Annotated in this window: 9 protein-coding genes and 1 pseudogene; 9 read left to right on the forward strand and 1 reads right to left on the reverse strand. The window is 42.3% G+C overall.

Annotated elements, in window-relative coordinates:
- Positions 1-132: 132 nt before the first annotated feature.
- The 3 genes and pseudogenes from gabT to B3R63_RS04245 all read left to right on the forward strand — a co-directional run bounded on the left by gabT (position 133) and on the right by B3R63_RS04245 (position 4,203).
- Positions 133-1,413 carry a 4-aminobutyrate--2-oxoglutarate transaminase gene (gabT, locus tag B3R63_RS04235; RefSeq protein WP_265779105.1) on the forward strand — a complete coding sequence of 427 codons (1,281 nt, stop codon included), beginning with the start codon at positions 133-135 and terminating at the stop codon, positions 1,411-1,413.
- Positions 1,414-1,453: 40 nt separating this feature from the next.
- Positions 1,454-2,779, forward strand: a pseudogene (locus tag B3R63_RS04240) (NAD-dependent succinate-semialdehyde dehydrogenase); the annotation flags it as partial.
- Positions 2,780-2,931: 152 nt separating this feature from the next.
- On the forward strand, positions 2,932-4,203 hold the full coding sequence (locus B3R63_RS04245; RefSeq protein WP_005026647.1) for a Glu/Leu/Phe/Val family dehydrogenase: 1,272 nt from the start codon (positions 2,932-2,934) through the stop codon (positions 4,201-4,203).
- A gap of 149 nt (positions 4,204-4,352) precedes the next feature.
- On the opposite strand, the gene dsbD is transcribed toward B3R63_RS04245, so the two are convergent.
- Positions 4,353-6,224 carry a protein-disulfide reductase DsbD gene (dsbD, locus tag B3R63_RS04250; RefSeq protein ID WP_286728422.1) on the reverse strand — a complete coding sequence of 624 codons (1,872 nt, stop codon included), beginning with the start codon at positions 6,222-6,224 and terminating at the stop codon, positions 4,353-4,355.
- 289 nt (positions 6,225-6,513) lie between these two features.
- Between dsbD and B3R63_RS04255 the strand changes: the two genes are divergently transcribed.
- The 6 genes from B3R63_RS04255 (at position 6,514) to B3R63_RS04280 (ending at position 12,841) form a co-directional block, all read left to right on the forward strand.
- Positions 6,514-6,936 (forward strand): YeeE/YedE family protein, encoded by a 423-nt coding sequence (locus B3R63_RS04255; RefSeq protein WP_410169887.1) that lies wholly within the window; start codon positions 6,514-6,516, stop codon positions 6,934-6,936.
- Complete coding sequence (locus B3R63_RS04260) at positions 6,933-7,346, forward strand: DUF6691 family protein (protein WP_005019643.1); 414 nt, start codon at positions 6,933-6,935, stop codon at positions 7,344-7,346. The genes B3R63_RS04255 and B3R63_RS04260 overlap by 4 nt, the downstream gene beginning before the upstream one ends.
- Before the next feature lie 13 nt (positions 7,347-7,359).
- Positions 7,360-8,232, forward strand: a complete 873-nt coding sequence (locus tag B3R63_RS04265; protein ID WP_265779107.1) for an MBL fold metallo-hydrolase — start codon at positions 7,360-7,362, stop codon at positions 8,230-8,232.
- A 332-nt stretch (positions 8,233-8,564) separates the two neighbouring features.
- On the forward strand, positions 8,565-10,013 hold the full coding sequence (locus B3R63_RS04270) for an NAD-dependent succinate-semialdehyde dehydrogenase (RefSeq protein ID WP_248088566.1): 1,449 nt from the start codon (positions 8,565-8,567) through the stop codon (positions 10,011-10,013).
- A 140-nt stretch (positions 10,014-10,153) separates the two neighbouring features.
- Positions 10,154-11,089: a p-hydroxyphenylacetate 3-hydroxylase reductase component gene (locus tag B3R63_RS04275; protein ID WP_265779108.1), complete on the forward strand. Its 936-nt coding sequence runs from the start codon at positions 10,154-10,156 to the stop codon at positions 11,087-11,089.
- 345 nt (positions 11,090-11,434) lie between these two features.
- Positions 11,435-12,841 (forward strand): aldehyde dehydrogenase family protein, encoded by a 1,407-nt coding sequence (locus tag B3R63_RS04280; RefSeq protein ID WP_286728398.1) that lies wholly within the window; start codon positions 11,435-11,437, stop codon positions 12,839-12,841.
- Positions 12,842-13,285 lie beyond the last annotated feature (444 nt).

A 13,285-nucleotide genomic window follows, 5' to 3' on the forward strand; every position in this document is an offset into this window, starting at 1 on the left:
TGGCTCCTAAAGAAGAACAAGAAATGGCTCTCGTCAGAATGGGGTAAAAGGGTGAGATTAAAGAAGTCATCAGTCGTCAGACAAGCCTAGAGCAGGAACTGACAGTGCTTAAATAAAAATGAGGTACAAAAAATGGATTCTAAACATACTGATATTAACAGCCGCAAGCAGCAGGCCACTCCACGCGGTGTAGGCATTATGTGCTCATGGTATGTAGAACGTGCAGAGAACGCCACTCTGTGGGACATGGATGGGCGTGAATATACTGACTTTGCAGGCGGGATTGCCGTACTGAACACTGGTCATCGCCATCCGAAAGTGATTGCAGCAGTAACTGAACAGCTCGGCAAATTTACTCATACGGCATACCAGGTTGCACCTTATGAAAGCTATGTATCTTTAGCTGAGCGTATTAACCAGCGTGCGCCTATTGAAGGGCCAGCAAAAACGGCTTTCTTTACCACAGGTGCAGAAGCTGTAGAAAATGCGGTCAAAATTGCCCGGGCTGCCACCGGTCGTTATGGCATTATCACATTTAGTGGCGGTTTTCATGGCCGTACTTTTATGACTATGGCAATGACGGGTAAAACAGCACCTTATAAACGTGATTTTGGTGTCATGCCGGCAGGTGTATTCCATGGCCGCTATCCATCGCAGTCACAGGGAATCAGTGTGGACGATGCAATGGAAAGCATTGAAAATATTTTCAGTACTGACATGGTACCTCAAGATGTTGCCGCTATTGTACTTGAACCGGTACAGGGGGAAGGTGGTTTCAATGTCGCACCTCAGGAATTTCTGGTGCGTTTGCGTGAGCTCTGCGACCAGCACGGTATTTTACTGATAGCCGATGAAGTGCAGACCGGTTTTGCCCGTACCGGACAACTGTTTGCTATGCAGCATTACAGTATAAAGGCAGATATAATTACTATGGCTAAAAGCCTCGGCGGTGGTTTTCCGATTTCTGGCGTAGTGGGTCGTGCCGAAATAATGGATGCACCGAACCCGGGAGGACTGGGCGGTACTTATGCCGGTAATCCGCTGGCTGTAGCGGCTGCACATGCAGTAATTGATGTGATCGAAGAAGAACAGCTTTGCGAGCGTGCACATGTACTGGGTTCACAGCTCATCAAAACCCTGGAACAGCTTAAAGTTACCAGCTCCATGATTCAGGATATACGTGGTCTGGGTTCTATGGTCGCGGTAGAGCTTGAATATGCTGAGCAGGCAAAAGCGATTCAGGAATATGCCATGAGCCAAGGTCTTTTGCTGCTGACTTGTGGTAAATCAGCGAATGTTATCCGTTTTCTATATCCACTCACTATTCCGGCTGAACAGTTCCAGAAAGCTCTGGATATTCTGAAAGCCGGTTTCACAGCAGTCACCCAGCAAAATCTGGAGCGTTCTGCATGATCCAGCAAAATTTACAGTATTTACTGGACCATCCCGANNAACTTATGACCGTGCGGCTGTAGAAAATGCTATTCAACGTGCTGAACAGGCACAGGCTGCCTGGAAACAGCAGACTGCCCTGCAAAAAGCTGATCTACTGTGGAACTGGTACCGCCTGATGCTCAAGCATCAGGAGGACCTGGCACAGATCCTGACTGCCGAACAGGGTAAACCGCTGTCAGAAGCACGGGGCGAGATTAGTTATGCTGCATCTTTCATCCGCTGGTTTGCTGAGCAGGCTCGTCGTGTAGATGGAGAGGTTTTGACATCATCTCAGGCACAGCAACGGTTATTGGTAATTAAACAGCCAATCGGAGTAACAGCGGCAATTACACCATGGAACTTTCCGGCCGCCATGATTACCCGCAAGGCAGGACCAGCACTTGCTGCGGGTTGTTCAATGCTGATTAAGCCAGCAGAACAGACGCCACTTAGTGCTTATGCACTGGAGGTTCTGGCATTACAGGCAGGTATTCCAAAAGATGTCATGATTACACTGAGCGGCGAATCAATTGAAGTTGGCCAGACTTTATGCGAAAGCGACGTTGTCCGCAAGCTGAGCTTTACCGGTTCAACCGAGGTTGGCCGCATTCTCATGAAACAGTGTGCGCCAACAATTAAAAAGCTGTCACTCGAACTTGGGGGGAATGCACCGGTTATTGTATTTGATGATGCCAATCTGGATCAGGCTGTAAAGGGAATAATGGCTAGCAAATTCCGTAACAGCGGTCAGACCTGTGTATGTGCAAACCGTATTTATATACAGGAAGGTATTTATGATGCAATCAGTGAACGTGTGATTGCTGAAGTTGCCAGGTTAAAAGTGGGTGACGGCCGACAGTCTGAAATAACACAAGGCCCACTGATTGACGAAGCTGCAATTGAGAAGGTCCAGACGCACATTGAAGATGCCGTTAGCAAAGGTGCAAGCATCCGTACAGGCGGCAAACGGCTAAATCAAACCAGCACATTTTTTGAGCCAACCGTTTTAACTGGTGTCACTCAGGAAATGAAAATTTCTCGTGAAGAAACTTTTGGTCCACTGGCTCCATTATTCAGTTTTAGTACTGAAGAAGAGGTAATCCAGATGGCAAACAACACAGAATTCGGGTTAGCTGCTTACCTGTTTACACAAAGTACAGCCCGGCAGTGGCGTGTGGGGGAAGCGCTGGAATACGGCATGGTAGGCATCAATACTGGCCTGATTTCAACAGAAGTTGCTCCTTTTGGTGGTATAAAACAGTCAGGGCTGGGGCGCGAAGGCTCGCAGCATGGGATTGATGAATACCTGGAAATGAAATATTTATGTGTTGATATAAGTAACTAAAATTCAAAAACATCACATAGCCTGAGTGGTGGAAAATTTTTTCATCTCTCGGGCTATGTTGATATATGTTAAAGGTTCTTCACTTCTATATAGAAGTTCACCACTATAAGAACTTCTCCCATGCACATTAGAATTTCCTGAAGGAAACAGTTATGTCTAATCTTTCTTATATTAATGAAGAGGCAGGCGCCTGGAATACCTATCTGGCCCAGATTGATCGGGTGGCTCCATATCTGCAACATCTTGCTGATTATATTGATACTTTAAAACGTCCCAAACGTGCTCTTATTGTCGATGTGCCCATTGTAATGGATGACGGAACCATTCGGCATTTTGAGGGCTACCGGGTACAACATAATCTGTCCCGCGGTCCGGGAAAAGGAGGTATTCGTTACCATCCAGATGTGGATCTGAATGAAGTTACCGCACTGGCTGCCTGGATGACCATTAAAACAGCTGTAGTCAATCTGCCTTTTGGTGGTGCCAAAGGCGGGATTCGAGTTGATCCGCGCGCTTTATCAACCCGTGAACTGGAACGGTTAACGCGTCGTTATACCAGTGAAATTGGCCATATTATTGGCCCACAAAAAGATATTCCGGCTCCTGATGTGGGCACTAATCAGAATGTCATGGGCTGGATCATGGATACTTATTCATCAAATAAGGGTTATACCGTGACGGGTGTAGTTACGGGCAAACCGGTCCATTTAGGGGGGTCACTGGGACGTGTCAAGGCCACTGGCCGTGGCGTGTATATTACCGGACGTGAGGCTGCCAAAAAAAATAATCTGGCGATTGATGGTGCTAAAGTCGCCGTACAGGGTTTTGGTAATGTGGGCAGTGAAGCAGCGAATCTGTTCGCACAGGCAAATGCCAAGGTGGTATGTATTCAGGACCATACCGGTACGATCCTGAATAATAATGGTATTGATCTGGACGCTTTACGAATTTATATGGAAGAGCATCCAGGTGTACTCGGTTTTCCAGGTGCTACGCCTATAACTAATGACGAGTTTTGGGATGCTGAAATGGATATCCTTATTCCGGCAGCGCTTGAGGGACAAATTACTGTTGAACGTGCTGAAAAATTAAAAGCCAAGCTGGTTTTGGAAGGCGCAAACGGTCCGACCTATCCTGAAGCTGATGACGTGTTGCTGCAACGGGGCATTACGGTGGTGCCAGATGTTATCTGTAATGCCGGAGGGGTAACTGTCAGTTATTTTGAATGGGTACAGGATATTTCAAGCTACTTCTGGACTGAAGAAGAAATTAATCAGCGTTTGGATAAACTGCTTATTCAAGCAATTCATGATGTCTGGAATACTGCTGAGGCCAAGAAATGTACCCTGCGTACCGCTGCCTATATTCTGGCATGTGAACGAATCCTGATTGCACGTAAAGGCCGCGGCATCTTCCCGGGTTAACTTTTAAACGGTAGATAAATACTAAGTCCGTTGTGAGAAAAACCCAAACAGGATCTATAGATTGATCAGGTTTGGGTATTTAATAGTCAAAAATTATTTGTAGATTAGTATATAAGTGATCAAATAACTTTACCGTTTTAAGATTCAAATTAATTCTCTGTATGCCTGAGCTGACGGATGAGCTGCTCGGCATTAAATGCGCCGGTTAGACGGAGCTCACGTTTTTCCTGCCCATCCGGCTGTAAAAATAGAACCGTTGGAGGCCCCAGAATTTCCCGTTCAGATAAAATCTCATCCTGAGAAGGCTGATAATGAGACAGGTCAAGTTTGATTCTTTGCCATGATTTTAATGCTCCTTGTACATCTGCACGTGGCGTAATATCGCGCTCGATAGGCTGGCAAGCAACACACCAGTCCGCATACACATCAATCACGATAGGACGCTGAATTTGACGGGCTTTGGCCAGTACTTGATTTAATTCTTCAGCATTTCGTACTACCTGCCATGCATGAAGTTCAGAGGCATGTTGTTTGGCATTTAAAGATGACAGAGCATTTTTTATATTCCATCCACTTACGCCCATCAATAACGCTGCTAACAAGCAGGTCAAAATCTTGGCTTGCCCCTTGTTCTGCTGTCGGGTGATCCAGCCCAGATAAAGTGCGAGGACCAACAGTAAAACTGCAAACAGAGAATAATATAATGTCAGAGAGAGTAGAGGCCGGATAAAATATACTGCCATCATCAGCATAATAAAGCCAAAGCTGAATTTGAGCCGCTCCATCCACAGTCCGGGTTTAGGCAGGAAGCGGGCACCAAATACTGCAGCAATAAATAAGGGCAGACCGATACCCAGGCCGAGCATAAACAGGTACAGACCGCCCAATAATGGACTTTGTGTCTGTGAAACAAATAAGAGTGAACCAGCCAAAGGCGCACTCATGCATGGGCCAACAATCAGGGCTGAAAGGACCCCCATCACAGCAGCGCCGTAAATGGTTCCGCCAGTCTGCTGGTTCTGGATACGGTCCAAACGCTGCAAAATACCTTGGGGTAGAGACAGCTGAAACAGGCCAAGCAGATTGAGTGCAAATACTACAAATAGCAGTGCAAAGCCAATAATCACCGGTGGACTTTGAAACCAGCGCTGAAAACTGTAACCAACCCCAGCCACCAGCATGCCCATTAATGCATAAACCAATGCCATACTGACAACGAATGCTGTAGCGATAGGAATAGCCCGGTAACCTTTTTTACGCTGCACGATAATGCCTGACAGAATCGGAATTAAAGGTAAAGAACAGGGCAGGAAAGCCAGAAGTATTCCAAAAATAAAAAAGATCAACAGATTAAGTAGCCAGGAATCCTGCGAGAAAAGATTTAAAAATACCTGATCATTATTCCATTGATTTGACCATAAAAAAGAGCTATCTGAAGTATTTTTAGAACTAATAGATTGATCTGTATCGGTATTTATAACTTCCAGCTGTTGGGCTTTATAAATTGAGGACTGCCCTGCATCAGAAAATGAATCAATATCCTTACGGCTAACAAGCGTCGGATTTTGTTGTGCCGGTTCGCTACTAAACGAAGCCTGAGTATTATTAAACTGTAGCAAGCCGTTTTTTTGAGACTGTGACTGCGGAAAAAGTCCATCCTGATCAGTGGTTAAGGTAATGCGTTGTACAGGATAACACAGGCCGTCTGCCGAGCAGCCCTGCCAGCTGATCTGATAACTGGTCTTTGGCTTCACCTGAATTTTAGCTGCAACCTGATGATAATGAACCTCTGTAATTCCAAAGGTTGGATCATTTTTCTTTGTACCTTTAGGCAGTTCAATGTTTAATGGCTGCTGGCCAACCATAACCTTGAACTGGTTATGATACAAATAATAATGTGGTGCAATATTCCATTGTAGCAGGGCTTCTTTTTGTGAAACTGATTCAGCCTTGAGCTGGAAGGCCTGTGCGGCAGGCAGAAAACTAGCATTTGCCAAAGCGCTAGTACTGACTATGCTCACAAAACAGGAGAGTAAAATTTTTCTAACGTGCACTTCTATTCATAGGGGAGGCTAAATATTTAATTGTATTATGCCTGTCTTAAAAACAAGACGCTATGAACAGTTTTGTTATTCATTTTCAAGCAAACTAGTCATAAAAAAAGAATAAGCTCATTATAAATTTCTATTTATTCCAAGTTTTATTAAAAAAATAGATATAACAAATATATAGGAAATTATTAAGATTTAATAATTGATTAAAATATATATTTATATTATATATAAATATATATTGTTATTTGGTGGACCTATGATTCAGGACTATTGGCTTGCTCTACTTGGTGGAGCATTACTTGGCTGTTCGGTGATCGGCTACCTGTGGGTCAATGGCCGGATCGCTGGTATCAGTGGGCTGATTGCACAGGTACTTGATCCCTCTACCTTATGGAAAACACCGGCTCTCTGGTTTCTGCTGGGCCTTATATTAACGCCTTTTCTATATAGCTTATTTGTAGTACCAGAGATTGAATTGAATGCTTCGCCTTGGATGATGATTATCGCCGGGTTGTTAGTAGGCTTTGGTACCCGTCTAGGTTCTGGCTGTACTAGTGGTCATGGTATCTGTGGTATGAGCAGGCTTTCCAGACGCTCAATGGTTGCTACATTAAGCTTCATGCTCGCAGGTTTTATCACGGTTTATCTGCTTCGGCACGTTCTGGGAATACAGTCATGAAAAATATTTTGGCCTTTATATTTGGTAGTATTTTTGCGCTTGGGCTGAGTATTTCAGGAATGGCTAATCCTGAAAAAGTACTGGATTTTCTGGATATCACTGGTACATGGGACCCAAGTCTGGCTTTTGTGATGATAGGTGCCATTTTAGTGGCCATTATTCCGTTTCAGAAAGCGCTACGTTCTGCCGAGCCTAAAACTGTATTCCATGAAACAATAGAACTACCCACCAATCAAAAAATTGATTCTAAACTCATCATGGGTGCGCTGATTTTTGGTATGGGCTGGGGTATAGCTGGAATTTGTCCTGCACCAGGACTGACCCTGATCGGCCTTGGCCATTATGAATCACTCTATTTTATTTTAGCGATGCTAGCTGGTGTATTTGTTCATCGCAAATGGTTTGGATAGGAGAGCGAATATCATGACAATAGAACCTCTGGTTAAGGCATTTTTTGATAATGATACCAATACTTTCAGTTATGTAGTTACTGATCCTGTCACAAAGCACTGTGCTGTCATTGACAGTGTGATGAATTATGATGCAGCTTCAGCTTCCATGCATTACCAGCAGGCTGATGAAATTTTGCATTATATTAAACAGCAGGGCTTAACGGTTGAATGGATCCTTGAAACACATGTGCATGCTGACCATATGACAGCTGCGCCATATATTCAAAATAGTGCAGGTGGCAAAATTGCCATGAGCAAAAAAATCTCTGTAGTGCAGGAGACTTTTAGCAAAATTTATAATTTTGAGCCTGAATATTTTAAGGTTCATCATCCTTTTGATTATCTGTTTGAAGATGGTGAAAAATTCAAAATTGGCGAACTTGAAGCCTATAATATTCCGACGCCAGGGCATACACCTGCCTGTCTGAGTTATGTCATCGGTGATGCTGTTTTCGTAGGAGATACCTTATTCATGCCAGACTACGGTACAGCACGTTGCGACTTTCCAAACGGCAGTGCTGAACAGCTGTTTGATTCGGTACAGGCTTTATATCAATTACCTGATCATACCCGGGTATTCCTGTGTCATGACTACAAGCCAGAAGGCCGGGATGAGTTTGTACATGAAACGACTATTGGTGCGCAGAAACATGGCAATGTCCATATTCAGGAAAATACCCGCAAACAGGACTTTGTAACTATGCGCACCCAGCGCGATGCCAAATTATCTATGCCTAAACTAATCTTGCCAGCGATTCAGATCAATATGGATGGAGGACAATTACCAGAACCGGAGGCAAATGGGGTACGTTATCTGAAAATCCCTCTTAACTTCTTTAATTAATTTTGCTCAAGAGCTCTACCTATAACAGGAAGAAACTCGTAAAGACTAGTAATGCCAGAACTTAAACTCATCTGAAAATTCTGGTTCTGGCCAGGCAGCATTAAAAATTTTTATTATATTTCATATTTTATATTAGCCTTAAAATTCTAAAAATATCTTTTATAAAAAACACATAGTGACTCGATTGAGGTTTGGTACAAAATTTGTCTTAGTTAGTCTAAAAAAAATATTTCTAAAAAAAATTATGAAATAATTGTTAAAACAATCATATTTAAACATTGAAGAGAAACCAAGCCATTAAAGGGTTTAAGCGTTTATCAGGGAGTGTATTAGTGCAATTAAAAAATTCTGGTTTATTTAAACAACAGGTATTTATTGATGGTCAATGGCTAGAAGCAGAGCAGAATAAAAATTTTGCCGTAATAAACCCGGCTACTGGTGAAACCATTGCTCATGTACCTTCTGTTAGTGAACAGCAGGTAGTAAAAGCAGTACAAGCAGCTGATCAGGCACTACAAAGTTGGAAACAGACCACTGCAAAAGAACGTTCAATCCTGCTAAAAAAATGGTACCAGCTGATGATTGAACATCAGGAAGATCTCGCGATAATTCTAAGCACGGAACAGGGTAAACCAATGACCGAAAGTCGCGGAGAAATTCTGTATGGCGCAAGTTTTATCGAATGGTTTGCTGAAGAGGCTAAACGCACTTACGGTGATGTGATTCCCCATGATAAGCAGGGACGTCGCCTGCTTGTGATTCGTCAGCCAGTTGGCGTAGTAGCTGCAATTACACCTTGGAATTTCCCCAATGCCATGATTACCCGTAAAGTTGGTCCGGCATTGGCGGCAGGCTGTACTGTCGTGATTAAACCAGCTTCTGAAACTCCACTTTCTGCACTGGCTCTGGTCGCTCTGGCTGAAGAAGCTGGAATTCCAAAAGGTGTAATCAATGTAGTGACTGGCAGTGCCCGTGAAATAGGTGGAATCCTGACTCAGCATCCTCTGGTGCGTAAGGTATCTTTTACTGGTTCGACCGCCATTGGTAAATTACTGATGCAGCAATGCTCTTCAACCATGAAAAAAATCAGTATGGAATTAGGTGGTAATGCACCATTTATTGTGTTTGAGGATGCAGATCTGGATAAAGCAGTTGAGGGAGCGATAGCATCAAAATTCCGTAATAGTGGCCAGACCTGTGTATGTACTAACCGTATTCTGGTTCAAAACAGTATTTATGATACTTTTGTTGAAAAGCTTGCTGCTGCTGTAGCAAAACTCAAAGTTGCTCCTGCTTTTGAACCGGGTGCAGAACAAGGCCCGCTGATTAATGAAAAGGCAGTTGAAAAAATTCAGGAACATATTGATGATGCAACCTCCAAAGGAGCTAAAGTCATTTATGGTGGGCAGCGGCATCAATTGGGTCAGACATTTTTTGAGCCAACCGTCTTAACTGATGTGACCCCAGATATGCAGGTCGCACAAGATGAAACCTTTGGACCACTGGCACCAGTTTTTAGATTTACCGAAGAAGCAGAAGCCATCCGTATGGCGAATGATACTGAATTTGGCTTGGCTTCTTATATTTATACGCAAAATCTAAGTCGGGCCTGGCGTGTAAGCGAAGCCCTTGAATACGGTATGGTCGGTATAAATGAAGGTTTAATTTCTACTGAAGTTGCACCTTTTGGGGGAATAAAGGAGTCGGGTTGTGGCCGTGAAGGTTCTAAATATGGGATCGAAGACTACCAGGAACTTAAATACTTGTGCATGGGTATCTAGTCAGTTTCTGGCAATTTCTTTGAGAATGTAATCGTATAGTTTTATGATGGCCTGATATTTCATGATGAAATCATGAGTATAAGGCCTGTCCAGGAAATTATTTAACGTTACAATAACAGGGAGAAAGTAGACTGAACGTTATGAACACAATTAACACAGCCCCTGTTATTGATACTAAAGCCTTTCGCCGGGTACTGGGTAATTTTGCAACCGGTGTCACTGTAATGACTGCTCAGAATAGTCAAGGTGAAAAAGTTGGCGTAACAGCTAACAGTTTCAACTCTGTCTCACTTGACCCAGCATTGATTCTATGGAGTATCGATAAAAACTCTTCAAGTTACCGAATCTTTTCACAAGCCAGTCATTTCGCGGTCAATATTTTATCTGCGGCTCAAATTGAATTTTCCAATAATTTTGCCCGCCGTGCAGAGGACCGTTTTGCTGGAGTCGATTTTGACATGGGTGCCGGTAAAGCACCTTTATTAAAAAACTGTTCCGCTGTGCTGGAGTGTGAAAAATTTGATATTGTTGAAGGGGGTGATCACTGGATCATTCTGGGTAAAGTGGTTAAGTTTCATGACTATGGCCGTTCTCCTTTACTTTATCATCAAGGTGTTTATTCTGCGGTACTGCCTCATCCGAGTTTGAATACGCCTGTTGAGTCCAGAGAGGATAGTTTTCCTGGCCGTTTATATCATAACATGTACTACTTGCTAACTCAGGCAGTGCGAGCCTATGAAAGCGACTATCAACCCAAACAGCAGGCTACAGGTTTTCGGACCAGTGAAGCACGTTTGTTACTTGTATTGGACAGTAAAACTGCCAGTAGTAAACGTGCACTGCAGCATGAAGTCGCTATGCCCATTGCCGAGGTTGAACAGGCAGCCGAGATTTTAGCCCAAAAAGGTTTGCTTATTGAAACCGAGACTACTTATGTACTTACGGAACACGGAAAGAGTGCGGCCAATATGCTCTACCGGATTTCTGAAAGTCATCAACAGGAAGTATTTTCAAAATATACAGAAGAGCAACGCGAACTCTTTAAAGAAATGCTTAAAGACCTGATTGAACTTTAAAAAGTTTTTAATTTTATATTTAACTTATTCTGTTATTTTGTCTTATCTGAATTATGAACAGTTCAGGTAAGATCTTCACGTCTTTATAATAGCCTAAGCATGCTGACCTTATTAAAATTTGATAATTTATTTTAAAATTTAATTACATTATTTATAATAAATTTATGCATAATGTAATAAGTCCAACGCTTAAATAAAAGGTATTTAAATAATAAGATGAATTAATTTAAATCCTAAAATAAGGATATTAAAGCAAAAGTGATTTACTTTGAAATCTGGAAAATTTTTATCAATTCTTAAATTGTTCAATTTAGTAATTTTTATAACACTAACCAGGATGGTAGTATGAATACTCATGTCATTATTAACGGTGAAAATATTCAAGGATCAGCAGAAACTTTTAAAGTGCTGAATCCGGCTAATGAAGAAGTAATCACGGAAATAGCCAGTGCAACCCCAGAGCAGGTCAATCAGGCAGTTCAGGCTGCTACTGAAGCTTTCAAGCAATGGAAAAATATTTCTGATGAGGAAATTAATAACAGTTTTAGTAAAATTGCGAATGATATCCGTCAGGAAAAAAAAGAAATTGCCCGGTTAATTACCTTGGAGCAGGGCAAGCCATTAGGCTTGGCAGAGTTTGAGGTAGAAGCGGGTGCTAGCTGGATTGAATACATCGCCAGTATTGAAATACCAGTTGAAACTATTCAGGAACCTGGTGGTAAAACCATTCAGGTTTATAACCGCCCACTTGGCGTGGTCGCATCGATTACACCATGGAACTGGCCGTTTATGATTGCAGTCTGGCATCTGTTTCCGGCCTTAAAAACTAAAAACTGTATTGTCAATAAACCCTCAGAATATACTCCTTTAAGTACAGTCAAACTGGTAGAAATTATTAACCGTCATGTACCAAAAGGCGTGTGTAGCGTAGTACTTGGCACAGGTATAGTCGGGCAGGTTCTCAGTGAGCATCCTGATATCGCCAAAGTTACATTTACCGGTTCGACACGTACCGGGCAGAGTATTTTGAGCCATTCGGTTAATACACTTAAAGGTGTAGTACTGGAATTAGGTGGTAATGATGTAGGAATCGTACTAGACGATATTGACGTAGATAGCACAGCCGAGAAAATTTTCGGCTCGGCGTTTTTAAATGCTGGCCAGACTTGTGCCGCATTAAAGCGCTTATATGTGCATGAAAATATTTATGAGGACTTAATACATAAACTGGTAGAAATAGCTGAACGGCAGGTTGTGGGTAATGGACAAGAAGAAAATACAACTTTTGGTCCGGTACAAAACCGTATGCAGTTTAATAAAGTTAAGGCGCTTATTGAGGATGCGATTGCTCAAGGTGGAGAACTGCTTACTCAGGCACCAGTACTGCCAGAAAACGGCTATTATATTGCACCGACTTTGATTGCAAACCTAAGAGAAGGTGTGGCACTGGTAGATGAAGAGCAATTTGGTCCAGCTTTACCTATTATAAAGTTTAGTGAGATAGATGATGTGATCCAGCGCGCCAATCAAAGCTCTTTCGGGCTCGGCGGTTCAGTTTGGAGCCAAGATATTGAAAAAGCTCAAGAGATTGCCAATCAGCTAGAATGCGGTACGGTGTGGATTAACAGTCATGCTGATCTGTCACCTGCTGCACCATTTGGTGGTTGGAAACTTTCCGGCTTGGGTTATTCATTTGGACTGGATGGCCTACTTTTATTTACCAAGAAACAGGCAATCCATATCAGTCGCTAAAATGTTAAGGTGCCTCTTAGCTGATAAATGAGATAAGAGGCATTTAACAGTCTGTTTTAAACGTGCAAGGTCAGGTTATATTCAAAGAATATAAGTAATTCTATTTTTCAATTATTCATGCCTATAGTTATCTTTAATTCTAAAAATCAAAACAATAAATTTTAAAATATAAAAAATATTAAGCCTGGTTTTCATATATTAAATCGATACTTTAACTTGATGATCAGAAATATAAATTGGCTCCTGACAAATTTTAAAAAATGGTACTCGCAGGCTCTGGATAAACACGCCATATTGTTTAAGACGATAGGGCCAGATGTATTAAAACGGGTGGTGGCGAACGTACCATGTACATGAGTAAAAACTTGTACTTGCAGAGAATATTAAATAATGAATTTAAAAAATAAAGTCAGAAGCAAAGATGGAATGCTGTTTGGCAATATC

The organism is Acinetobacter sp. UBA1297 (assembly GCF_002307755.1).
Taxonomy (GTDB): domain Bacteria; phylum Pseudomonadota; class Gammaproteobacteria; order Pseudomonadales; family Moraxellaceae; genus Acinetobacter; species Acinetobacter radioresistens.